Source organism: Corynebacterium sp. ACRPF, assembly GCF_022347395.1.
Taxonomy (GTDB): Bacteria; Actinomycetota; Actinomycetes; order Mycobacteriales; family Mycobacteriaceae; genus Corynebacterium; species Corynebacterium tuberculostearicum_D.
The window spans coordinates 110375-134548 of the sequence record NZ_JAKRNB010000002.1; the positions used below are offsets into that span (position 1 = coordinate 110375).

Consider the following 24174-nt stretch of genomic DNA (forward strand, 5'->3'; position numbering starts at 1 on the left):
TATCAGCCCCGCAGAAAATTTCTATATCGATTCCGCTGTGTCTAGAACAACGGCATGATATAAACCGCCATTGCGATGCAGGCGAGCCAGGCCAAGGCGAGAACCTGCAAAGTGCGGTCCTCGAGTGCAATCTCATCCGGTGCGCCGCCCTGGCCGCGGTCCACATCGGCCGCGTAGCGCAGGATGGCGATAGTAAACGGCACCATGGAAATCTGGTACCACACGCCACCGGTCTGGGCGTCGTTAGCGAGCTCGAAGCCCCACAAGGTGTAGCAGATGACCACTGCGGTGGCGGCTAGGGTCCACACGAAGCGCAGGTAGGTGGGCGTATAGCCCTCCAGGGATTTGCGGATTTTCGCGCCAGTCTGTTCTACCAACAGGATCTCCGAGTAGCGCTTGCCGGAGGCCATAAACAGCGAGCCGAAGGCCGCCACCAGCAGGAACCACTGGGAAAGCTCGATGCCTGCGGCTACGCCACCGGCCATGGTGCGCAGCATGAAGCCGGAGGACACCAGCGCAATATCGATCACCGGCATATGCTTCCAGCCAAAGCAATAGCCCAACTGCAGTGCGATATAAATCGCCATCACGATAGCCAGCTGCGGCCCGGCCGTAGCGAGGAAAGACAAGCCGATGGACAGGCAGATGAGCACCACGGCCATGACATAGGCGAGCTTGATCGGTAGCACACCCGAGGCAATCGGGCGGAAGCGCTTGGTCGGATGCTCTTGGTCCTCTCGCCAATCCTTCGCATCGTTAATCAGGTAAATGGAGGAAGCACCGAGGCAGAAGACGACGAAGGCCAAGAGGACGTCGAGAAGCACGCGGCCATGGAACAGCGCTTCGGCGCCGGCCGCGGCGGGGGCGGCCAGCACCAGGACGTTTTTGACCCACTGCTTGGGGCGCAGGGCCTTAATCATGCCATCGGCAAGATTCTTCGGCGGCTTGCGCTTGCGGCCGGTGTCTACGCCAGAGGTGTGCGGTTCCGAATGGAAAAAGTGCTGGTTTCCATCATCACTCATGCTTCATTCCTTTCATCACGACCTCCGCGGTAGCAGCGCCGATGGCCGCACCCACGGCCGTATCTGTTGGGTAGTGCACTCCGAGCACCATACGCGATGCCATCATTACCGGCACGCCGAGAAGAGGCGCCTTGCGGCCGGTAAGGCGGCTTACCGCCACCAGGAATGCGGTGGTCGAAGTCGCGTGCGAGCTGGGAAAGGAGAGCTTGGAGGGCGTTTTTACACCCACGCGCACGTAGGGATAATCCGGGCGCTTGCGGCGCACGATGCGCTTGAGCACCACGCTGGCGGCGTGCGCGAGGAAGGCGGCGGCTCCAACACGGATCCAGCCTTCGCGGCGGCGCTTGTCGATGCCCGCCCCTACCGCAGCGCTGCCCATCCAGCCCAAGGCATGCTCGCCCCAGTGGCTAAGCCCGCGGGCGGTGGGAAGCACACCGGGCACGTCGAAGGCCGCATTTTGGATGGATTCGAGGACGCGCGATTCTGCTACGGAAAGCTTATTGGGCATCGAAGACCTTCTTCCAGGACTCGCGCGAAGTCAGCTCCGGCTGTGCCGCGCGGTATTCGGCGCGCAGGTCGTCGAAGTTCTCCTCGATTTCCTTCAGCAGCTCGCGGGTCTGGGTCACGAGGTCCTTGGCTAGGTCGCGATCACGCTTGCGGAAGGCGACGCCGGTGCCACCCGCGGTGGAGACGGTGGCCGAATCTACGCGGGACAAGGTGAACCAGCGGGCCTCGTCCGGGGTGAGGTTTAGCTGCGGCGCCTCATGGTGCGCAGCGTCTTCCTTACTGACGAGGTGCTTGAGGCCCTTGATGGCCCACGGGATCTTCTTAATCTTGGCCAGGCGGCCGCCGATATTACGGGTGGGCACGCCCGGCGCGCCGGTGGGAGCTGGGAGCTCATCGGCGGATTCCAGGATGACGGCATCGGAGTAGTTCTTGCGGATCTGCGCGATGCGCGGCAGCGAAGACTCCAGGATGTCGAAGAGATGGTCCGGTCCGGCCAGGAAGTCTCGCATGGCCTCAATTTGGATGGCCATGGTGGAGTATTCCATGCACATGGTGTGCTTGAGGGTGGACTTAAAGATGGACTTGGTAATGCCCTTGGCCGGTCCCTCGTGGTACATCGCGGCAACGATGAGGCGGTTGCGCAGGTGGAAGTAGGCCTGCCAGTCAATGGCATCGTCCTTGTCGGCCCAGGCCATGTGCCAGATAGCGGCGCCCGGCCAGGTCACCGTGGGGAATCCGTTGCGCGCTGCGCGCAGGGAGTACTCGGTATCGTCCCACTTGATAAACAGCGGCAACGGCTGGCCGTTGGTTTCTGCCACGATGCGCGGGAAGAGACACATCCACCAGCCGTTGTATTCCACGTCAACGCGGCGGTGCAGCGCGCGGGAATCATACTTCTTCGGATCCAGGTGCGTTTCGCGGGTGCCGATGGCGCGCAGTGGGTACTTGGCAAAGTCGTGGTCGTAGACGGCGTGCGGCGCCGCGCCCCACATGAAATCGGCACGGTTAACCTGCTCGCCGGTAGTGCGCAGCTGGGAGCGCTCCTGCAGGTTGAGCATCTGGCCACCGACGATAATGGGCTTAGCCGCGTAGCGGGCCGCCTGGACCGCGCGCAGCACGGAGTCCGGCTCGATGGCGATGTCATCGTCCATGTACAGGATGAAGGGCGATTCGGTATTTTCCAGCGCCTCGTACATGATGCGGGAGTAGCCGCCGGAGCCGCCCAGGTTGCCCTGGCGGAATTCGCGGAAGCGCTCGCCAAAGTGGGCCACTGCCTCGTCGTAACCCGGCTCATCGGCCGGGTGCTGGTTGCCTTGATCCGGCATGAGGACGAAGTCGATGATCTCGTCTACTACCGGGTCTTCGGCCAGTGCCTTGAGCGCTGCCACGGCATCAGTCGGGCGGTTAAAGGTGGGGATGCCAACCGCCACGCGCTTGTCCTGCGCCGGCTGCTCGGTGCCGTTCGGCAGCAGCTGTGGGCCGGGGGCGTGGGGGGAGCACCAGGCGGCGTCGGCAAGCGTGGTTTCCTGCTCGGCGGTGATATCGAACCACAGCCAGCCGCCGTCCTCGAAGTTTTTAAGCGGCAGCTCAAACTCGTGGTGGCCGGTGCCTACCAGGTGGTTGGCCACGGAAATGCGCTGGCCATCCTGCTTGGAGCGGTAGAGGGAAATATTTGCTTGACCCTCAATGTCCAGGCTGAGGATTACGGAGCGCAGCTGGGACCAGCGGCGCCAGTAGGAGGCTGGGAAGGCATTGAAGTAGGTTTCAAAAGAGGCTTCCTCACCGGCCGGGATGGTAACGGAGGTGCGGTTAAACCAGCTGAGGCGTTCGCGGTTTTGCTCGGCTTCGATGAGGTAGAGCATCCGCACATCAAAGGGCTCGCCGCGCTTAGGCAGCAGGATGCGCTGCAGGGGCTCATGGGCCTGGGTGTTGTTGGCAGTCACGATAGCTTCGATTCTCCAAACGGTATAAACAGTAGTCAGCGATTTAGCGTAGTTGCTTTTGCATATGTACTACGGTTTACACGCGGAGCCCGTATTATGGAACATCATGAGATGGGTTCCTTGCGCGGCAGCAGTAGGTCTTCTCGCTGTAGCCAGCGCGCCCGTCGCTTTCGCAGAGGAAAAGCCCGCGGTGGAGTTTCTGGACCACGCCCAAATCCTCAGCACTTCGGACGAAGAGGCCATCAAATCGCAAGCACAGTCCATGCATTTGCCGGATTCCGTGCACGAGGTCCTCTACGCTACGTATCCGAATTCGGGCGAGGAATTTTCCCGCACTCTATTCCATGACTTGGAACGCGAGCATCCGCATTTCATCAACGGAAGTGGGCTACAGAAAAATGTCCTCGTCATCGCGGTAGGTTTCGAACCCAATAGCATGGCCGTGCACTGCGGCACAGAGGTGTGCCAGGACATCAAGATTTATGACGAGGGCCGCGTGGACGGCATCTTGGACCAGATGCGGCCGGCGCTGGCGGACGATGACTATACCGTCGGCATGATCTTGGCCACTCGCGCCGCCGCGGATACTACCGTGCGCCGGCAATCTATGCAGGATGTGCCCACGTGGTCCGTATTCATCGCAGCGACTATGGTGCTCGTAGTTCTGGGCGCGGTTGGCCTCATTACCTACTTGTTCATCCGCCGCGCCCGAGTGCGCACGCGCTTCGATTATATTAAGGGCGCTCGCGACGGGGCTGAGGAACTCATCAAGCGCACGGAGGCACGGATTGACGCCCTGCATTCCCCCTTAGCGGGCGACTACCTGAAGGTACAGTGGCGCTCTCTGGTCAATCAGTACACCGATGCGCGGCCGACGCTCAAGGCGCTGGAGAACATCCAGGACTATTCCCTGCACGCTGCCTCCATCAAGGAGGCATACAAAGCGCTCAAGCAGATCAATACGGCCGCGGCGCAGATAGATTCCCTGGAAAATTTCTGCGCCGGTGATACTGCGGTGCGCGCGGACGAGGTGCAATGGCTGCTTGGCGACGCCCAAGCGGCCCTCTCCCGCCAGCCCGACAACGCCAGCTTGCGCCAGATAACGCAGCGCATCAATGACCTGTCCCAGGAACTGTCGCGGGAAGACTTCGACTCCGCCTTCGCTCGCGTCCTCGAGGACTACCACCCCATGGTGGGCGCGCTGCCAGAACGGCTATATCCGCAGCGCGACCGCAAAACTCCCCCACTGTTGGGCACGCCGGAATGGCGCCCCGGTATGGGCACGCACTACATGCCCTATAGGTTTGCGGGCTTCTGGGTGGCTAATAATAACGTCTCCTCCCAGCTGCCCAACCCGTATCGCTTCTAGGCGTTGACCGGCTCGGTCACCGGATCGATACCTAGCTTGTTGAGCATGTAGAGCACGCGAGCTTCGAGGTCATCAGCCAATTCGCGCGCCTCCTCCACGGTATCCGCAGCAGGAATATCCCAAATCTTGATGTCCTTGCCCGCCTCATCGCGCTCTACCTCGCGGCCCAAGAACACGATGTAATCCGGCATCGCTACCGTGCGCACCTCGTCGAGGTACTTATTCGGGGCCTCACCCATGCCGCGCTCGTTCATGACGTGGGCAAGGTGGCCTTCCGCTTCGTTTTCTGGGTGAGCAACGGCGGTATCTACAAAGAGGGCATCGCCGGCGTGCTTGCGGGTCAGTTCCGCTGCAGCTTGGGCCAGCGCATTATTGGTACCGGCAGCAAAGCGAACGTGCAGGCGGTGAGCACCGAAGTAGTCGCGCACCTCACGCTCCACCAAAAGCGGCACGAATTCATCGAGCTCCGCCTTCTTGGTGTGCTTGGCAATAACCTCATCGAGCTTGGCATCGATTTCCGCGGCCGTGTACTCGTGGCCGTAGTTCTCGTGCAGATCCTGGCGCAGGGTTTCAAACTGGTTCATTGTTATCCCCTTTCTCGGATTATTGTCCCGTTTGCTAATTGTTAACCTGTCGTTAACTTTAATAGTTAACGTTGGGTAAAGTCAAACGGTTGGGGATAACCCAATAGTTTTCTGCACCGAAAAGCGGAAAGGCCCGCCGGGAGTTCCGGCAGGCCTTCTTGGACTGTTCCTTCTTTTTATCGGGAATGCGCGATGCCCGGCTACGCAATTTCAAATGCTCTTGCAGCCGCTCCGGCGACATTTTCCACATGCGGCGGTCAGCCATACCGTCACCTCCTTTCCTCAGAGGTGATTAAGCATAGCTTCTAGTGGCCTCGCTCCCGCTCAAGGGCCTTGCCCTCGTTCCAGAACGGAGCCAGCTTGTTGTCGAACATACTCAGCGCGGAGACGATAACCATGCACATATCGACGTCGACAGACAGCCCGAGCCAACACGTTCACCAGCAGGAAATCGGCCACAAAGTGCACATCAATCCCCCGCTTTAGCACCGAACCTGACCGAACACGTCAGCAAGTCATGCGCTTTTGAAGCCCGATCCCCACGAAAACCGAACCACTCTTGGGCGACACTCTTGTAGTTTGAATTACCCAGCCTTAAGACCCCTTCAGGACGATTAACAGACTAAAAGCTGGGCACTCCACTCGAGTTCGTTTAACGTATTGGGCAGAGCAATCAGCAATGACCGCTCACCCTTATTCCCCATCACTACCCTATGAAAGGAGGCCTCAAGTGACCGCAACACTGACACTCGCCGATGTCGCCCGGCTGACCGGCGTTACGCGCCCCGCGGTCAACGAGTGGATTCAGCGCTTTAACTCAGAATCCATCACGCCCTTCCCCTCCCCTTACGGAGAACATGATGGCCACCCCTACTACGCCATCACCGAAATTCAAGACTGGCTGCGAGCAACTAAGCTCGGCCGCCGCGACACAGCCGTTGAAGATGCCCTCTTCTATTCTTCGCTCTACCGAATGCTGCTCCACAATCCGGCACGCGCGGCCTTGGGCCTTTTAAACTGCAACACGGCTCTCTCCCCTCAGGATTTTTCGCCCTCTGCTGCAGTAATCGACTCTCTTACCGCGGCGTACCAGCGCGCAGCAGACAACATTCCTTCTGATGACCCTGAAGCTGACATCGCACAAGCCGCAGAGCAGGTAGCCGAGGCAGCTTTCGGGCCCGCGACCGCGCTCGCCCGTCTTGCAGATGACCTCAGTGCTCAGCGTCAAATAACACTCTCTTCCCGGTTTACTTCCCGCGCTATGCAAGCAGTATCGGAAGCCCTCACGCTAGAGGACCCAACTCCACCTATCATCCCTACTGATGAATACAGCCTAGGTTTCGTCACTGGACTCGCCCGGGAACTCGAGGAAACGCTAGCGCTCAACATCGGATATCGAAAGGACTGCGCACCAGACTCTCTTTATTGGGCCGAACTAGCGTGCCGAAACGTGGAATTCATCGACGCTAGCGAGGAGATCCCAGCGAATTCTCTCATCGTCCACGCTGCTCCTTCCCCTCTCAAGAATGCACCCGAATACTTCGAGCACCTCCAGGACTTGCTCGACAACCTGAACGAGCGCGGCGCAATGTTCTGCATTTCCACCGCAGACATGCTTATCGAGGACTCTTTAGCGCAGGTCGTCCGACGGAGCTTCCTCGCACCGACTGAAACCGGTGCAATTGCACCGCTGCGTTACAGCGCACGGCTGCCCCGAGGCATTTTTCCGGACCGCGGACAGCAGCAGGGCGCACTATGGATTCTCAAGCGCCCTAATCGCAAGGCCATAGGCAACCCTGCCGATGCTGCTGCCGTTATCGCTGACGTGCCGGACCTTAAGACACCCGGTCTCGTCTCAGACTGGGCAACCATGCTCACCACACCGGATGAAGCGCGCAAGCACACCTTTGTCCGTGGTCGTATTCTTCGCGCCGCTGATGCCTGGCGCAGTCGTACTCATTCTCTCGATGACTCGGTCTTTTCTTCTACGTCGACGTCCTCCGCCGCCAATCTCATGCACACCGCGCATCAAGCAGGATTAGACATCAGTTCAGCAGGGTTGGAGGACGCGCAGCCAAAGATTGGTATGCGCGCTGAATCGGGGGCAACGCGCCTTGAGTACCTACCGTGGAAGGCCGCAACCAACGCTCGCACTGGAGTACTGCAGAAACTCAGCGGCTCCCGCATTGCCGAACGTGATCTCGCCCCTGAAGCAGTAGCAAAACTGGAACTCATCGGTGAACCCGAAATTCTGGGGAGCATTCCACAGGGCGCGCGTTGCATCGATCGTCTCCGGTTGGAAGACATTGCACCGCGCGGCACCCTCACAGAGCCAGGGGACGTGGTCTTCATCAAGAGCCCAAGACCACGCGCGCTCATCGATGAGGAAGGCGGCAAGCTAGTCACTGCGCCGGCTCAAGCACTACGATGCCGTACCTTCCGCGGGCGCAGCAAGACTCCCCTTGAGAAGGTTTGCGTCCCGTACCTCGTAGCGAAAGCCATCAACGAGGCCACATCCTCGGAGCTGAGCTCGCTGTACTTCCCCGTCTTTCCACGTGGGAATGCGAAGCACCTCGGCTCGGTGGAACACCAGCTCCGCGCACGACGCCAGCAGCTCTTAGAACAGTTACATAGCCTCGATGAACTTGAGCACGGCCTCGTCATGTCGATAGGTACCGGGGCTGTCACCATCGCTGAATCTCGTGGACAATCCCCGCCAGGCTAATAACAGAGTTCAACATTCAAACACACAAACACCGTTATATGTAAGGAGAAAAATGACTAACTCAGTCAAGGATGAGCAGAACGTCGAGTCTGCCTCCGCCACCACCCTCAAAGAGCTCAAGGACACTTTATGGAAGGCAGCAGACAAGCTGCGCGGTTCCATGGACGCATCCCAGTACAAGGACATCGTCCTAGGACTGGTGTTCCTCAAGTACGTCACTGATGCTTTCGATGCCCGGCGCGCGGAGCTGCGTGCTGAAGGCGAGGAGCGAGGCGATAGCGAAGAGTACATCCAGGAAGACTTGGAGGATATCGACGCTTACCGTGAGAAGAACGTTTTCTGGGTCGACCCCATCGCTCGTTGGACCTTCCTGCGCGACAACTCGAAGGGTAAGACGGCCGACGCCGGCCAGGAGTACCAGTCCATTGGCAAGCTCATCGATAACGCGATGAAGCAGCTCATGCTGGACAATGAGTCGCTGTTAGGTACCCTGCCTACGAACTTCGCCTCGGATAGCGTTGACCAGCGTCGTTTGGGCGAACTCATCGACTTGTTCAGCACCACACGCTTTACCGCGGAGGGTCCTGAGCGCGCCCGCGATTTGCTGGGTGAGGTCTATGAATACTTCCTGGAGAAGTTCGCCCGTGCTGAGGGCAAGCGTGGCGGCGAGTTCTACACCCCGCGCCCCGTCGTCCGCACTCTCGTAGAAATCCTGGAGCCGACCCAGGGTCGCGTCTACGACCCTTGCTGTGGCTCGGGCGGCATGTTCGTGCAGGCAGAAAAGTTTCTCGAAACCACGGAGAAGGACCGCACTGCTCTGGCCATCTATGGTCAGGAGCTCAACGAGCGCACGTGGCGCATGGCCAAGATGAACCTGGCTATCCACGCTATTAGCTCCGCTGGCCTCGGCGAGCGCTGGGCCGACACCTTCGCCCGCGACATCCATCCGGACAAGCAGATGGACTACGTCATGGCCAACCCACCGTTCAACATCAAGGATTGGTCGCGCAACGAGGAAGACACTCGCTGGAAGTACGGCGTCCCACCCAAGCGCAATGCGAACTTCGCGTGGATGCAGCACATCATCTCGAAGCTCACCTCTCAGGGTGAGGCCGGCGTCGTCATGGCTAATGGCACGATGACGTCGAACTCCTCCGGTGAAGGCGACATCCGCAAGACCATGGTCGAAGACGACATCGTCTCCTGCGTCATCGCACTTCCTGCACAGCTCTTCCGCGGCACACAGATTCCGGTCTGCGTCTGGTTCTTCGCCAAGGACAAGAAGGCCGGTTCCAAAGGCACCATCGACCGCACCAACCAGGTGCTCTTCATTGATGCCCGCGAGCTCGGCCACATGATTGACCGCACGGAGCGCTCCTTCAGCGACGAGGACATCCAGAAGATTGCAAACACCTTCCGCCTCTGGCGCGGCCGCACCTCCGCACCTGAGGGCGAGGCCTACGAAGACATCGCCGGCTTCTGCAAGTCCGCTTCGCTCGACGACATCCACGACGCCGACTTCGCCATGACCCCCGGCCGCTACGTCGGCTTCGCCGAGGCCGAAGAAGACGACGAGCCTATCGACGAGAAAATTGCCCGCCTCACCGGCGAGCTCACTGCAGCGCTTGACGACGCCGCCCGCCTCGACAAGGTCGTCCGCGAACAGCTGGGGAGGTTGAAGTAATGCATTCTAATTGGCGCACCACCACACTTGGAGAGACACTTCCCTTTTCCTACGGAAAGAATCTCCCCGCTAAAACTCGCAGCCATTCAGGTGAATTCGATGTAGTTACTTCTGCAGGTGTTGTCGATAGCCACAACGAGGCATATGTACACGTCCCGTCCATAGTCATCGGAAGAAAGGGAACAATTGGTTCCCTCACCTATTGCCCCAATCCCGTTTGGCCAACCGATACAACATTCTTTGCAACAGAAACAGATGCCTGTGACCTTCGCTTCGGCTATTACTTACTACACACGCTCCATTTACGAGAACTAAATAACGACAGCGCTGTTCCTGGGCTCAATCGAAGCGACGCCCACGCCTTGGAGATTTACCTTCCGCCTCTCTCGGAGCAAATTGGGATTGCAAAGGTTCTAGGCGCACTCGATGACAAAATAGTTGCAAACCGACTGGTGATTGAAAAGATACATGCTCTGCTACACGCAAAGTGGCACGCCATCACCAGCACCGGAGCTAGTTCGACTCAGCCAATTTCCAGTATCGCTGATGTCAATCCCCGCATGCCGAAGCCGCATCGTGGTGAATGCAGTTTCCTGGAAATGAAGGACCTTCCGGAATTCGGATTGATCGTGGACCACTGGGCAAGCCGTGCAACTAAGGGAGGCACCAAGTTCAAAAACGGTGATGTCCTTCTCGCGCGCATCACCCCGTGTTTTGAGAACGGCAAGATGGCAATTGTCGACTTCCTGGAGGATGACGAAGTGGGAATGGGCTCTACCGAGTACATCGTCTTCCGTCCCAAGGAAGGCATCCCTGCCGCTGCAATCCATGCCATTATCGCTAGTCCTGAGTTCCGAGGATTTGGGTATAAAGCGCTAACCGGTACCTCGGGACGCCAACGAATTGCAGCCGGCGATCTCAAAGAAATTGCCGTTCCTTGGCCCGCAGAGAGTTCTTTGGCAGAGTACAGGCTGCTCGCCCACGCGCTGGTCGAAAAAGCAACGACGCTTCGGAATGAAAACCAAGTTCTCGCCCGCACCCGCGACGAGCTCCTCCCCCTACTCATGAGCGGCCGGATCACAGTCGGTGAAGCGGAGGAGGCTGCGGACGTTGCAGGCACGGCGGCATCGGAAAGCTAAGCACCCCTATCCCTACAACTCCTAAGGAGAAGCTCATGCTGAGCGAAGAATCCCTCGAACTCATTGTTCAGGACCACCTGGCGGAACTGGAATGGCAGGCCGGCCACGGCCCGGACTTTGCGCCGGGCTCCGGCGAGCGCGACGCCTGGAATGACATCGTGCTGCGCGGGCGTTTGCGCAATGCCGTGCGCAACCTCAACCCAGATGTACCGGAGGAGTACCTCGACCAGGCGATCGGTGAGGTCATCACGCCGAAGTCACAGTCCGCGATTGCGGAGAATCGGCGCATTCACCAGATTCTGGTGGAAGGCTATCGCGGTATCGAGTACATCGACCACGAGGGCAATATCCAGAACCCGACCATCTACTTTCTGTCCTCGCAGCCCCACAAGAATGACTACTTGTCACTCAACCAGGTCACCATTGCGAACCTGGACGGCGAGCGTCGCTTCGATGTGGTCTGCTACGTCAACGGCATGCCGCTGGCGTTTATTGAGCTGAAGAAGACGGGCGCGAATACCTCCGTCGAGGGCGCGTACAACCAGCTGCAGACCTACGTCAAGGAATTCGGCATGGCCTTCCGCTTTGCCAATATTGTGATTCCTTCGGATGACCTCAGCGCGAAGTACGGCACGCCGTTTACTCCGTGGAACCACTTTGCGCCGTGGAACGTGGATGAGGACGGCAGCCCGGTAGACCCCAACAACATGGTTGTGGCCGGCGAGCCGGTCACGCAGCTGGACCTGTTGCTTGATGGTCTGTTTAATGTGGAGCGTTTTGGGCAGCTCTACAGTGACTTCACGGCGTTCGATGACACGGCCGAGGGCCTGGTCATGCGCATAGCGAAGCCGCACCAGTACTTCGCGGTGACCAAGGCTGTGGGTTCCACGATCACGGCGGCGCGCGGCGACAAGCGCGCTGGCGTCATCTGGCACACGACGGGTGCGGGCAAGTCCATGGAGATGGAGCTCTACACCGCCAAGATCATGCGCCGGTCGGAGATGCTCAGCCCGACCGTCATCGTGCTCAATGACCGCACGGAACTGGATGAGCAGCTCTTTGAGACCTTCAACCGGTCCACCATCCTGCCGGAGGCACCGCGCAATATCGAGTCGCGTGCTGAATTACGTGAGCTGCTGTCACAGAAGACCTCTGGTGGTATTTACTTCTCTACCCTCCAGAAGTTTGGCTTGAACGGCCAGGGTGAGTTGCGTGAGACCGAGCACCCGTTGCTCTCTGACCGGAGCAACATCGTGGTCATCGTCGACGAGGCACACCGTTCCCACTATGGTTTTGGCGACACCGCGGCTGACGGTTACGCACAGCACCTGCGTAATGCGCTGCCGAATGCCACCATGCTGGCGTTTACCGGTACCCCGCTCAAGGAATGGGACCGCGATACGCGCAAGGTCTTCGGTGATGACGTCGACATCTACGACATGAACCGCGCCGTCGAGGACGGTGCCGTCGTTCCCGTGTATTTCGAACCGCGCCTCATCCCACTCAAGCGCATTGCTGGGATTACCGATGACGAGATTGATGACACCGCTGAGGAAGTGCTCACGGGTCTCGATGAGTTGGAGCGCGAGCGGATTCAACGCTCTGTCGCCGCCCTTGAAGTCGTCTACGGCTCCGACGACCGCCTCGATGCCCTAGCAGAAGACTTTGTCCGTCACTGGGAAGACCGCCGCGAAAACATGCGGGAATTCATCGGTGCACCGGGCAAAGCGATGATTGTCACCGCCACGCGTTCCATTGCGGCACGCCTCTACTCCAAGATCGTGGCGCTGCGCCCTGAGTGGCATTCGGATGCCGATGACAAGGGAAGAATTAAGGTCATCTACTCTGCCGCGCCGTCAGACCCGGATGAGCTCAAGGTCCATATGCGCCGCCCGAGTGCGCTCAAGGCCGTGAAGAACCGCATCAAGGACGTCGACGACGAGCTGGAAATCGCCATCGTTCAGTCCATGATGCTCACCGGTTTCGATGCGCCGCCGCTACACACGCTCTACATTGACCGCTCGCTCAAGAGCGCGCTGCTGATGCAGACCCTCGCTCGCGTCAACCGCACGTTCCGCGACAAGCAGGATGGCCTCCTTGTCGCCTATGCTCCGTTGGTCGAGAACCTGGAGAAGGCGCTGGCTGAGTTCACGCTCAACCCCTCCGACGACGGAACCAAGGTCACAGGCCAGGACGTTGAGGAAGCGCTCAATCTGGCGAAGGGATTCCTGGCTCGTCTCGACGACATTGTGGGAATCGAATGGAAGAACACCGCTTTCATCGATGACGCCAACCTCCGCCGCGCCTTGCTCGATGTCACTGGTTTCCTGCGCAATCCAAGAACCGAAGGCAACTACGACCCCGAGAAGCCAAACGCGCGTCCCGTCGCTGATGAGTTCAAACGTCAGGCTGGAAGACTCGCGCGTGCCTGGGCACTAGCTTCGGGCAGCCCCGACGCCGAGGAATACCGCGACAGCGTGCGGTTCTACTCCGAGGTCAAGAACTGGCTCATCAAGCTCGATGCGGGCGACCGCGTGGCCAATGGCGAGCCAATTAGCGACTCCATCCGCAACGCCCTAGGCAAGCTGGTCGTTGATTCGGCTGAGGCCACCGGTGTCATCGACATCTACCGCCAGGCCGGGATTGAGATTCCGAACTTGCAGGATCTCACCGTCGACCTGTTCAAGGACAAACAATCCCCCTCGGAGGTCTCGTTGCTCATTGATGCGTTGCGCCGCCAGCTCCAGCAGGAAGCCCGCACCGCCACAGGAAACAACGAGCTGCGCTCCAAGCAGTTCTCCGAGCGGATCACCGAGCTGATGAATCGGTACACCAATCAGCAGCTCACGGCCGCTGAAATCATCGCCGAACTCATCCGCCTGTCCAAGGAGATCGTCAAGGAAAGCAAACGCGGTGAACAATTCACCCCGCCACTAGGCAATGACGAGCTCACCTTCTTCGACGCGGTGTCGACAAACGAATCCGCAACCGAGCTCATGGACGACGAAGTTCTTGCTGAAATCGCACGCCAGCTCGTTTCCATGCTGCGGCGCGATGCAAAGACCGACTGGACAGTACGCGACGACGTACGTGCGAAACTACGCCGCTCGGTCCGCAGGTTGCTACGCGACTACAAGTATCCACCGGACAAGGCGCCGGAGGCCATCAAGTTCGTGCTTGAACAGATGGAGAAATTCGCGCCACGGTATTCAGCGGCGGCGCGCGAACAAGGTGACGTTGAACACCGTGGTTAGCCCTGCAGCCGATAGCGCTGCTTCGGGCTCTTCAGCGGCTCAGTGCGCACGATGACGCCTTCCTCAACAAGTTCGTTGATGATCCTGCGCACTCCGTTGAGGGACAGCCCTGCAGCCCCTGCCAATTCGCGGCTGGACGCTGTCCTGTGTTCGCGAAGATAGTCGAGCACGCGCCCGCGGGTTCCGCCGCCCGACGCCGCGGTGCGCTCCGGGGTAGTCGGATTTCGCCGCGCAAAGGTGAGTTCAAATTCGGTCAATGAATCCCGTGGTACCGGCGGCGGCAGCAGCTGCTGCTCCAATTGGTCGAGAATCTCGATATATCCGGTACCACGATTTTCCGCAACGTACCCATCCCCGTCACCGGCAGGAGTCACCTCCAGCAACGCAGACAAATGCTGATTGCGCGCGCTAGACATACCCGCAGTGCCCAATCGATCAACGGTGACCGTTCCATAAAGACCACCGGGGTTGAGGATCTCCAGCCGGTCGGCATACAGGTTCACTTGTACCTGCGTGCCCCGCGCCTGCGGCGAATAGTCACGGTGCATAAGCGCATTAGCGACTGCCTCACGCACGGCCTCCGGAGGATAGTCCGGCAAGTCCTTACGGAAGACTCCCTCGATTACGCCTCCGACGCGCATATTGCGTCGGGCTGCCCGCACGGCATCCGCGACCAGCATCGGAATGGGCCCCACCAGACTTTCGTTGTCGAGGAAGCGCTGCTTGCCCATCCCGGCCGCTTTATCAGTGCCGGGATATGCTGCAAAGGTCACGTTGAGCCGCGGGAAAAACTGTTGCGGGTAAGTGCCCGCTACCATTAGCCCGCCCAAAGTTGGCACTAGTTTTCCGTTGTCGTTCCGGGTAATCAAGTGGAGCGCTAACATCGCCTCTTCATCGCTCAACCGTCCAAAAATGCGTTCATGGATGGAGCGCTCGCGGGCCAAGATCTCGGCCACAATGTCAGGATCCAGATCGTCGATGTCAGCAGCCGGAACCGGCTCCAGATCCCATTCCGGCTGGGTCTTGTTTTCCTCCAGCCGGTCAATCTCGTATGGCTTTAGTACGCGGTCCCCATCATGGACCCGGATATAGCTGCCGTGATACTTCGACTGGGAAACGACCCAGCAAGGCTTCTCAAAAGGAGCACATTCGGGAATGGTGCCAACGACAATGCTCGCGCCCTCCCACTCAACAATGTCGATCTGGGCGCGAACCGACGGGGTCACGTGGTCTGCGCATGCGCCAGCCAGGGCATCCGCCATGGCAGTAGCATCAAAGCCTGGTACCGTAACGAACCCGTTGTCTTCATCCAGCCCCAAGATGATGATTCCACCGGTCCCGTTAGCAAAGGCAGAGATAGAGCGAACGAGCTTCTTGGGAAAACCTCCCGCAGCTGCCTTGACCTCGACGGCGCGCGTATCGGTGTCCTGAGATCGCAGGCTTCCAATGATCTCGGCGATTTCCGCCTGGTCATCGTCCCAGACCACAATCACTCACCCCCTATCAGCGCTCAACGCTCCTGAACACCCTCAAACACTACACACACTGTGGGGTGTTGTGTAGTGTTCATGCGCGTTCCTTGTCCGAAATTCTCACAGTACGGGATGATTTCGCAGGTCAATCATATTTTCCCGGTCTGCGCGACACTACACAACACTACATACAACACACCACCCAACACTCCATAGTGTGGTGTGTTGGGTGGTGTGTTGAGTGTTAAGTGTTCTGTTGACGGAGTTCGGCTTAGTGGCCGCGCTCCTGCTCAAGCGCCTTACCCTCGTTCCAGAACGGAGCCAGCTTGTTGTCGAACATGCTCAGCGCGGAGGCAATGGCCATGTGCATGTCGAGGTACTGGTAGGTGCCCAGGCGGCCGCCGAAGAGAACCTTATTATCCTTCGACTCCTGGGCGGCGAGCTTACGGTAGGCCTCCAGCTTGGTACGGTCCTCTGGGGTATTGATTGGATAGTACGGCTCATCGCCTTTGTCGGCGAAGCGCGAGTATTCCTTCATAATGACCGTCTTGTCCTTCGGGTACTTATCCTTGCGCTCCGGGTGGAAATGGCGGAATTCGTGGATGCGGGTATAGTCCACGTCCGCATCGTTGTAGTTCATCACCGGCGTGCCCTGGAAATCGCCGGTATCCAGCACCTCCAGATCGAAGTCGAGGGTGCGCCAGCCCAGCTCGCCCTCGGCAAAATCAAAGTAGCGGTCAAGTGGGCCCGTGTAGACCACGGGCGCATCCGGAGACTCGGCGCGCAGCTCCTCGCGAACCTCGAACCAATCGGTATCCAAGCGGACCTCAATATTGTCGTGGTCAGCCATGTTTTCTAGCCATGCCGCGTAGCCGTCGACCGGCAGGCCCTCATAGGTGTCGTTGAAGTAGCGGTTATTGAAGGTATAGCGCACCGGCAGGCGGGTGATATTCGCGGCCGGCAGCTCCTTCGGATCGGTCTGCCACTGCTTTGCGGTGTAATCGCGAATGAAGGCCTCATACAGCGGGCGACCGATGAGCGAGATGGCCTTCTCCTCCAGGTTTTGCGCTTCTTCCGGGGAGAATTCGCCAGCCTGGTCCTTAATGAGCTGGCGGGCCTCATCCGGGGAGTAGTAGCGGCCGAAGAACTGGTTGATAAGACCCAGTCCCATTGGGAATTGGTAGGCGGTGCCATCGTGCATGGCAAACACGCGGTGCTGGTAGTCGGTGAAATCGGTGAACTTATTGCAGTAATCCCACACGCGCTTATTAGAAGTGTGGAAGAGGTGTGCACCGTACTTGTGCACCTCGATTCCGGTGGTGGGTTCGGCCTCGGAGTAGGCATTGCCGCCGAGGTGATTGCGGCGCTCCACAATGAGCACCTTCTTATCCAGCTGGCTAGCGGCGCGCTCGGCAACCGTTAGACCAAAAAATCCAGAGCCAACAACGATGAGGTCATAAGAAGTCATGGCCTCCACTTTATTGCACTACGGCAGCCGACACGGCGCATCGGCGTGTCGCAACAGATTTCACAGAAGTCACAAACGTACCATCACTATCAACTCTTAACTTTTGGCAACCGTTTTTACAGCTGCACAACCCCAGGGAGATAACAGTGCAACAACGACGTCGACTAGTACCCACCAGGTCAAAGTGGTCCACCCCCGTCATCGCGGCGGTCACCTCCATCGCACTCGCCGTAACGGCCGCATTCGGCGGACAGCAAGTTCTCAAGACCCAAGACTCCGGCAACGGCGGTCCCATTGAGGTCAAAAATTCCTCCTCTAGCTTCAGTGACGGCGAATCCATCGTCGTCGATGACCCAGCCGTAGCCGCTCAGGGCGACGGCGAAAGCCGCCGCGCGGTCAAGCAGTTCCACCGCGACGAAACCTTCAACATGTTCGCCGTCACCTGGGAGGGCAAGCGAGATATCAACTCCTTCGTCCGCTCCAAGCAGCAGGACGGTTCCTGGAGCGAGTGGCTGCCCATGGATGCAATGAATTACACCGAGGGCAAGAACGGCACCGAACTCATCTTCGTGGGCGATACCAACGATGTGCAGGTTTCTATGGCCAACGTTGACCTCGTGACCGGTTCCAACCTGGATAAGAAGGAAGACTCCCTCCTGGACAAGGCCGCCAAGGGCGCTGATGCCAACCGCCCCGCGCCGCTTGCGTACAACGTCGGCGATATCTCCCCCGTGGCCGATGAGCGCACCCAGGTTGCGGATCTCGACGCCGTGTTTATCGACGGCAACGCCCAAGAAGGCGAAGCCATCGAGCCCACCGCAGAAACCGCGGGCATGCCCAAGGTAGTCACCCGCGCCGGCTGGGGAGCAGACGAATCTAAGCGCTGCCAGCAGCCAACCTACGACGATGGCTTGAAAGCCCTGACCCTGCACCACACCGCGGGTACCAATAATTACACCCGCGCACAGGCAGCGGCACAGGTACGCGGTGCCTACGACTACCACGCGCAAACCCTGGGCTGGTGCGATATCGGATACAACGTGCTGGTGGATAAATTCGGCACCATCTACGAAGGCCGCTACGGCGGTCTGGACAAGGCCGTACAGGGCGCCCACGTGGGTGGCTTCAACTCCAATAACTGGGGCATTTCCATGATTGGCAACTACGAGACGGCAGAGCCGTCTCGTGAGATGCTCAACTCCGTGGCGGAGATTGCCGGCTGGAAGGCCGCTATTTCTGGCATCGATCCAATGGGCAAGGCCAGCTTGTACTCCGGCGGATTCAACGGCTCCAAGTTCCCTGCAGGAACCACGGCCACCGTGCCGGCCTTCGCGGGCCATAATGATTTCCACTACACGGCCTGCCCGGGCCAGTACACCACGCGCCATTGGGATGAAATCCGTAAGAACACCAAGCGCAAGGCGGATGCCATCAAGTCCGGCAAGAACAGCACGGACCTGAACTGGCAAGAGTCTCCGAAGCCAAATACCCCCAAGACCCCGCAGCAAGTGGGCGGGAAAATCATGTCCTCGCTAGGCGATTTTGAGGTACCGGTCTCCACTATCTCCGCCCTTGCCGGCATCGCTGCCGCCGTCTTCGGGGTGCTCATCGCCAATGAGCGCCTGCAGAAGCCTGATACCGATCAGAAGGTGGCAGGCAACCTGACCACCGGCGATATCCCGGAGATTGTCAATAAGGTTGTCCAGGTCTCCAACAACGAGGGATTGAAGGAATCCTGGACCTCCGTGCTCAATGCCTTCGGCCCGGTCCTAGGCCTGGCAGTCGGAGGCCCGGATACCACCGACGGCGGCAAGATCCTCTACCAGCTCTTCCAAAATGGCGTGGTGCTCTCCTCCAAGGAGTCCGGTACCAAGGCGTTGACGGGTGAGATTGCCAAGAAGTGGTCCGAGGGCGATAATGCCTCCAAGCTCGGCCTGCCTACCTCCAACGAGGAAAAGAATGGCAAGGAAATCCGCGTGAAGTTCCAGGGTGGCGAGATTGTCTACAACACCGAAACGGAAAAGGTAGACATCTTCACCGACTAGAACCAGCGCTCTAGCACCTTAGCGACGCCCGCCTGGTGGTTAGCCACGGTGACCGCATCCGCGGCCGCCTTAACCTCCGGGTGGGCGTTTTCCATAGCCACACCACAGCCGGCCCACGTCAGCATCTCTATATCGTTGGGCATATCCCCAAAGGCAATAGTCTCCTGCTGGGCGACGCCGGTGTGCTCCGCCAGCCATTCCACCCCGCGGCGCTTAGTCACATTGGGCGCGGCAACCTCCAAGATTCCTTCCTGCATGGAATAGGTCAGGTGCGCAAGCTCCGGATCGATGTGCGGCGCAATGAGCTCATAGAGCTCTGGGGCGGAGTAGTCCGTGTTGCGGATGAGGAACTTTACCGCCGGCTGCCCCACTAGCTCGCCCATGCTGACCACGCCGAAGCCCTCAAACAGGGCGTTTTCGGAATAGTGGCGCTCGACTACGAAGAGGTCCTCGACGGCGTCGGCAAGCGAGCCCCCTGCCCGCTCCGCGCCAAAGCCTACGGTGCCCAGTACCGTCTGGGCCACGTCCACCACTTCCGCCAACGCGGCGGGCGAAAGCTCATGGGCAGACATCACCCGATCCTCCGCGGAGTCATACAACACAGCACCGTTCGAGGTTACGCATACCGGCCGCACGGGCAGCTGCTCCAGCACCGGGGCAATCCAGCGGAACGGACGGCCGGTGGATAGCGCAAAATAGGCACCCTGCTGGACCGCCCGCGCCACGACGTCGCGGTTGCGACGCGGGACGCGATGGTTGCGGTCCAGCAGGGTGCCGTCAATATCGCTCGCGATGAGGCGAGGCGCGCGGGCTGGGAAATTCTCCATACCCGCGAGTTTACGTCAGGACTTAGATGTTCAGGTCCTCGTCCTCGTTGTCCTCCCACTCCAAGGAGCGCTTAATAGCGCGCTTCCAGTCGCGGTAGAGCCCTTCTACCTCTTCCTTTTCGCGCTTCGGCTTGAATACCTTCATGTCTCCGGTCTGGCTGCCCAAGACGCTGAGGTCATCCCAGAAGCCATGGTCCAAACCTGCCGCGAAGGCAGCACCGGTGGCGGTGGTCTCGATATTCTTCGGGCGGTGTACTTCCACGCCGAGGATATCGGACTGGAACTGCATCAACAGTTCATTCATGGTCATGCCACCATCCACGCGCAGCTCGGTAATCTCCACGCCGGAGTCCGCCACCATGGCGTCGGCGACATCGCGCGTCTGATACGCGGTGGATTCGAGCACGGCGCGAGCCAAGTGCTTGCGGTTAGCAAAGCGGGTCAGGCCCACGATGACGCCGCGGGCATCCGGGCGCCAGTACGGAGCGAAGAGTCCGGAGAAGGCCGGCACGATATAAACGCCGCCGTTGTCCTTAACCTCGCGCGCCAGGTTTTCGATGGAGGCAGCATTCGGGATGATCTGCAGGTTATCGCGCAGCCACTGCACCAGGGAACCGCCCATGGACACGGAGCCTTCCAGAGCGTAGACGGGGCGCTCGCCCTCACGCTGGAAGCAGACGGTGGTCAGCAGGCCATTCTCGGAGAACTTCGGGGTGGTACCCGTATTCAGCAGGAGGAACAATCCGGTTCCGTAGGTATTCTTTGCGGAACCTGCGCGGAAGCAACCCTGGCCGAACATCGCGGACTGCTGGTCACCCAGGATGGCGCGGATAGGCACGCCGGAAAGCGAGCCGCGCTCACGCACGGTACGGAAATCACCCAGGGACGGGCGAATCTCCGGCAGCATGGACATGGGGATGCCCATCTCCTTGCACAGTTCCTCATCCCACTCCAGCTTTTCGATGTCCATAAGCAAGGTGCGGGAGGCATTGGTGACGTCGGTAGCATGCAGAGCCTCACGGCCGGCATCGCCCTCGGCACCGCCGGTGAGGTTCCACAACAGCCAGCTATCAATGGTGCCGAAGAGCAGATCACCGGCCTCGGCGCGCTCGCGTGCGCCCTCGACGTTATCGAGGATCCACTTCACCTTCGGACCGGCCGGGTAGGAGTTGATGAAAAGACCGGTGCGGCGGCGCCACTTTTCCGGGCCTTCCTCTCCCGAGAGCTCCTTACAGATGGAGGTGGTGCGGGTATCTTGCCAGACAATAGCGTTGTAGACCGGCTTACCGGTGTGCTTATCCCACACCACGGTGGTCTCACGCTGGTTGGTGATACCTACCGAGTCAATGTCTTCCACGGTGATGTCGCCATTGGCAAGAGCCTCACCGACGGCGCGGCGAGTATTGCTCCAGATTTCTTCCGGATCGTGTTCTACCCAGCCTTTTTCCGGGAAGATCTGCTCGTGCTCGAGCTGACCAACGGCAGCCTGCTCGCCGTTGTGGTCAAAGATGATGCAGCGCGTCGACGTGGTTCCCTGGTCGATAGCGGCGACGTATTTCTTGTTAGTCATGTGTCTAGTCTCCTATACGAAGATGGAATTAGAGCGCAACGGACAACAGGCCAACGGCTACGGCCGCGACCAATGGGGCCACGATGGGGACCCAAGCATAACCCCAGTTCGCGCTGCCTTTGTCCTGGATGGGCAAGATGAATGCATAAGCAATTCGCGGGCCCAGGTCACGGACCGGATTGATGGCATAACCTGTAGGGGTACCCAGGGACAGGCCGATCGCCACCACAACGAAAGCAACGGCAAAGTAGCTCATTGGGCCAAGCTCGCCGCCGGTGGGGCCGAAGGCGATGAACATCAACAGCACGCAGGTAGCGATGAACTCCGTCACCGCATTCCAGCCATTTTTAGGATGTGCCGGCTTGGTAAAGAAGATACCGTTCGTGTCCTTATTGGCGCCGGTGACATTTCCGGCGTCGTCGTAATTATTGGCGTCGAAAAGCTGCTTGAAGGCAGCCCATGCCAGGATGGCACCGAGGATAGCGCCGAGGATCTGGCCCAGGAAGTAGTACGGCACCAGAGACCACTCGAGCGAGCCATTGACGGCCAACATTACGGTGACGGCGGGGTTAAGGTGCCCGCCCGTGGGATCGGCCACGCTCGCGCCGACGAAGACCGCCATGCCCCACCCCAGGGCGATAACGATCCAATCGGAGCCGCGTGCGCCAGAGGTGCGCAGGTTTACCAGCGCACATACGCCGTTGCCTAGAAGGAGCAGCAACGCAGTGCCGATAAACTCCCACAGGAATGCATCAAATCCGGTCATAACTTATACCTCGTTTTGGGTGGGTCGGGCGGATCCTGCGCGCACCAAAATGTCATTGGCCTCACGGTCAGTTACCGCAGCTTCTGCTTCAAGTTCGGCCTGCGTGTGGGCCTTGAATTGGGATACCTCGCGCTCCTTGTCGGCGTCGCTCCAGCCCAGCAGCGGTGCTACAAAATCAGCAACGGCCGGGGCGGCATTCACACCGCGGTCGCCGTACTCGATGGCGATGCGCAGGCGGCGGGACAAGATGTCTTCCAAGTGCAATGCACCCTCGTGGGTGACGGCGTAGCGGACCTCGGCCCACAGGTAGGACTCGGCACCCGGAACTGGCTCGAGCAGGGAGGCATCCTCTGCTGCCGGTGCCAAAACCTCACCCAGCAGGGAGCCATAGCGGCCGAGCAGGTGCTCAATGAACTTCTCGCTCAGGTTATAGCGACGAGCCAAGGATGGGACCTGGTTGGCCAAGGCGTGATAGCCGGCGGCGCCCAGGATCGGGGTTTGCTCGGTGATGGACTCTGGGACCTTGGTATCCAGCTCCTCCACTGCCAGGTCCACGGCATCCTTACCGATGACGCGGTACGTGGTGTACTTACCGCCGGCGACAGAGACCATACATGGGGCCACGCGCGCAACCGCGTGGTTGCGGGAAAGGTTGGTGGTGGAATCGGACTTGCCGGACAGCAGCGGGCGCAGGCCGGAGTAGACGCCCACGATGTCATCGCGAGTGATCTTGCGGCGAACGCGCTGGTTAACCTGGTCCAAGATGTAGTCGATATCGGACTTGGTTGGTGCCGGATCTGGCAAAGATAGGCCCTTTTCCCAATCGGTATCGGTGGTACCGATAATCCAGTACTCGCCCCACGGGATAACGAAGAGGACGGACTTTTCGGTGACGAAGCACAGGGCTGCGTCTGCATCGAGCGCATCCTTCGGCACGACGATGTGCACGCCCTTGGAGGCGTGCACGGTGAACTTGCCCTCCACGCCGGCCATCTCTTGAATCTTGTCATTCCACACACCGGTGGCGTTGATAAAGACCTTGCCGCGCACGGTGGTCTCGCGGCCGGTGGCGGTATCGCGCACCTTGGCGCCTACGATGCGGCCGCCGCGGTCCTTGTCAAAGCCAATGACCTCGGTATTGGTACGCACGTCGGCACCGTACTCGGCGGCGGTACGCAGCACGGTCATGGTGTGGCGGGCGTCATCAACCAAGGTGTCGTAGTAGCGCACGCCGCCCACAATGGCATCGTCCTTCAGACCCGGGGTCACCTTCAGCACGCCTTTGCGGGTGAGGTGCTTTTGCATTGGCACGCTCTTCGAGCCGCCCATGAGGTCATAAAGAGTAAAGCCACCGAACATCATCACGCGCTCCCATACGTGGTGGGTTAGTGGGAAGATGAACTTCAGCGGCTTCACCAGGTGGGGCGCCAGGGTGGACATGTTCAGCTCGCGCTCCTTGAGGGACTCCGCCACCAGGCGGAAGTCAAACATGGCCAGGTAGCGCAGGCCACCGTGGAACATCTTGGAGGAGCGAGAAGAGGTACCTGCGGCGAAGTCGCGCGCCTCAATGACGGCGGTCTTGAGGCCGCGGGTAGCGGCGTCCGCTGCCGCACCAGCGCCTACGGAACCGCCACCGATGATGACTACGTCGTAGTCCTCATCCGCGTACCCATTCCATAGATTTTCAAAGTATTCGGGGTTAAAGGATTGGTTGCTTTGCTGGGTCATTACTGACCGCATCTCCTTCCTTGGTGCTTGCATGTGCCTGCGCCATAAATCCATGAATGAGATGGCAAAAG

17 protein-coding genes are annotated in these 24174 nt (G+C 59.5%); 6 read left to right on the forward strand and 11 right to left on the reverse strand.

Features of this window, described 5'->3' with window-relative positions; genetic code table 11:
* Positions 1–41: 41 nt before the first annotated feature.
* From MHX61_RS01495 to MHX61_RS01505, 3 genes are read right to left on the reverse strand one after another with little or no spacing between them, the layout of a single operon-like run.
* A complete protein-coding gene (locus MHX61_RS01495) occupies positions 42–1022 on the reverse strand; it encodes a decaprenyl-phosphate phosphoribosyltransferase (RefSeq protein ID WP_204610781.1) in 981 nt (326 codons plus the stop codon).
* Positions 1015–1530, reverse strand: coding sequence for a phosphatase PAP2 family protein (locus tag MHX61_RS01500; protein WP_204610779.1), 516 nt, complete (start codon positions 1528–1530; stop codon positions 1015–1017). Before MHX61_RS01500 ends, MHX61_RS01495 begins: the two co-directional genes overlap by 8 nt.
* Entirely contained in the window at positions 1520–3472 is a 1953-nt protein-coding gene (locus tag MHX61_RS01505) for a glycosyltransferase (RefSeq protein ID WP_239191831.1), read from the reverse strand. Before MHX61_RS01505 ends, MHX61_RS01500 begins: the two co-directional genes overlap by 11 nt.
* 106 nt (positions 3473–3578) lie before the next feature.
* On the opposite strand from MHX61_RS01505, the gene MHX61_RS01510 reads away from it, so the two are divergent.
* The gene (locus MHX61_RS01510; RefSeq protein ID WP_239191833.1) at positions 3579–4841 is read left to right on the forward strand and encodes a hypothetical protein; all 1263 of its coding nucleotides are present in this window, start codon (positions 3579–3581) and stop codon (positions 4839–4841) included.
* Here MHX61_RS01510 and MHX61_RS01515 read toward each other — a convergent pair.
* Together MHX61_RS01515 and MHX61_RS01520 are read right to left on the reverse strand one after the other, a co-directional pair.
* Positions 4838–5425 (reverse strand): three-helix bundle dimerization domain-containing protein, encoded by a 588-nt coding sequence (locus MHX61_RS01515; protein WP_239191834.1) that lies wholly within the window; start codon positions 5423–5425, stop codon positions 4838–4840. The genes MHX61_RS01510 and MHX61_RS01515 overlap by 4 nt on opposite strands.
* A gap of 58 nt (positions 5426–5483) precedes the next feature.
* On the reverse strand, positions 5484–5690 hold the full coding sequence (locus tag MHX61_RS01520; protein WP_049377535.1) for a hypothetical protein: 207 nt from the start codon (positions 5688–5690) through the stop codon (positions 5484–5486).
* A gap of 465 nt (positions 5691–6155) precedes the next feature.
* Between MHX61_RS01520 and MHX61_RS01525 the strand changes: the two genes are divergently transcribed.
* From MHX61_RS01525 to MHX61_RS01540, 4 genes are read left to right on the forward strand one after another with little or no spacing between them, the layout of a single operon-like run.
* Positions 6156–8150, forward strand: coding sequence for an AlpA family transcriptional regulator (locus MHX61_RS01525; RefSeq protein WP_239191835.1), 1995 nt, complete (start codon positions 6156–6158; stop codon positions 8148–8150).
* Positions 8151–8202: 52 nt separating this feature from the next.
* Positions 8203–9834 (forward strand): class I SAM-dependent DNA methyltransferase, encoded by a 1632-nt coding sequence (locus MHX61_RS01530; RefSeq protein ID WP_239191836.1) that lies wholly within the window; start codon positions 8203–8205, stop codon positions 9832–9834.
* Positions 9834–10973, forward strand: a complete 1140-nt coding sequence (locus tag MHX61_RS01535; RefSeq protein WP_239191837.1) for a restriction endonuclease subunit S — start codon at positions 9834–9836, stop codon at positions 10971–10973. Before MHX61_RS01530 ends, MHX61_RS01535 begins: the two co-directional genes overlap by 1 nt.
* Positions 10974–11008: 35 nt before the next feature.
* Positions 11009–14227: a type I restriction endonuclease subunit R gene (locus MHX61_RS01540; RefSeq protein ID WP_239191838.1), complete on the forward strand. Its 3219-nt coding sequence runs from the start codon at positions 11009–11011 to the stop codon at positions 14225–14227.
* Here the strand turns inward: MHX61_RS01540 and MHX61_RS01545 are convergent.
* Together MHX61_RS01545 and glf are read right to left on the reverse strand one after the other, a co-directional pair.
* A complete protein-coding gene (locus MHX61_RS01545) occupies positions 14224–15720 on the reverse strand; it encodes an ATP-binding protein (protein WP_239191839.1) in 1497 nt (498 codons plus the stop codon). The genes MHX61_RS01540 and MHX61_RS01545 overlap by 4 nt on opposite strands.
* A 250-nt stretch (positions 15721–15970) precedes the next feature.
* Positions 15971–17167, reverse strand: coding sequence for a UDP-galactopyranose mutase (gene glf, locus MHX61_RS01550; RefSeq protein ID WP_225746292.1), 1197 nt, complete (start codon positions 17165–17167; stop codon positions 15971–15973).
* Positions 17168–17313: 146 nt separating this feature from the next.
* Between glf and MHX61_RS01555 the strand changes: the two genes are divergently transcribed.
* Positions 17314–19212 carry an N-acetylmuramoyl-L-alanine amidase gene (locus tag MHX61_RS01555; protein ID WP_239191842.1) on the forward strand — a complete coding sequence of 633 codons (1899 nt, stop codon included), beginning with the start codon at positions 17314–17316 and terminating at the stop codon, positions 19210–19212.
* On the opposite strand, the gene MHX61_RS01560 is transcribed toward MHX61_RS01555, so the two are convergent.
* From MHX61_RS01560 to MHX61_RS01575, 4 genes are read right to left on the reverse strand one after another with little or no spacing between them, the layout of a single operon-like run.
* The gene (locus MHX61_RS01560) at positions 19209–20039 is read right to left on the reverse strand and encodes an HAD family hydrolase (RefSeq protein ID WP_239191844.1); all 831 of its coding nucleotides are present in this window, start codon (positions 20037–20039) and stop codon (positions 19209–19211) included. The genes MHX61_RS01555 and MHX61_RS01560 overlap by 4 nt on opposite strands.
* A 22-nt stretch (positions 20040–20061) precedes the next feature.
* Positions 20062–21609 (reverse strand): glycerol kinase GlpK, encoded by a 1548-nt coding sequence (gene glpK, locus MHX61_RS01565; protein WP_239191846.1) that lies wholly within the window; start codon positions 21607–21609, stop codon positions 20062–20064.
* Between the two features lie 28 nt (positions 21610–21637).
* Positions 21638–22375, reverse strand: a complete 738-nt coding sequence (locus MHX61_RS01570; RefSeq protein WP_239191849.1) for an MIP/aquaporin family protein — start codon at positions 22373–22375, stop codon at positions 21638–21640.
* 3 nt (positions 22376–22378) lie between these two features.
* Positions 22379–24103: a glycerol-3-phosphate dehydrogenase/oxidase gene (locus MHX61_RS01575; RefSeq protein WP_239191852.1), complete on the reverse strand. Its 1725-nt coding sequence runs from the start codon at positions 24101–24103 to the stop codon at positions 22379–22381.
* Positions 24104–24174: the final 71 nt, after the last annotated feature.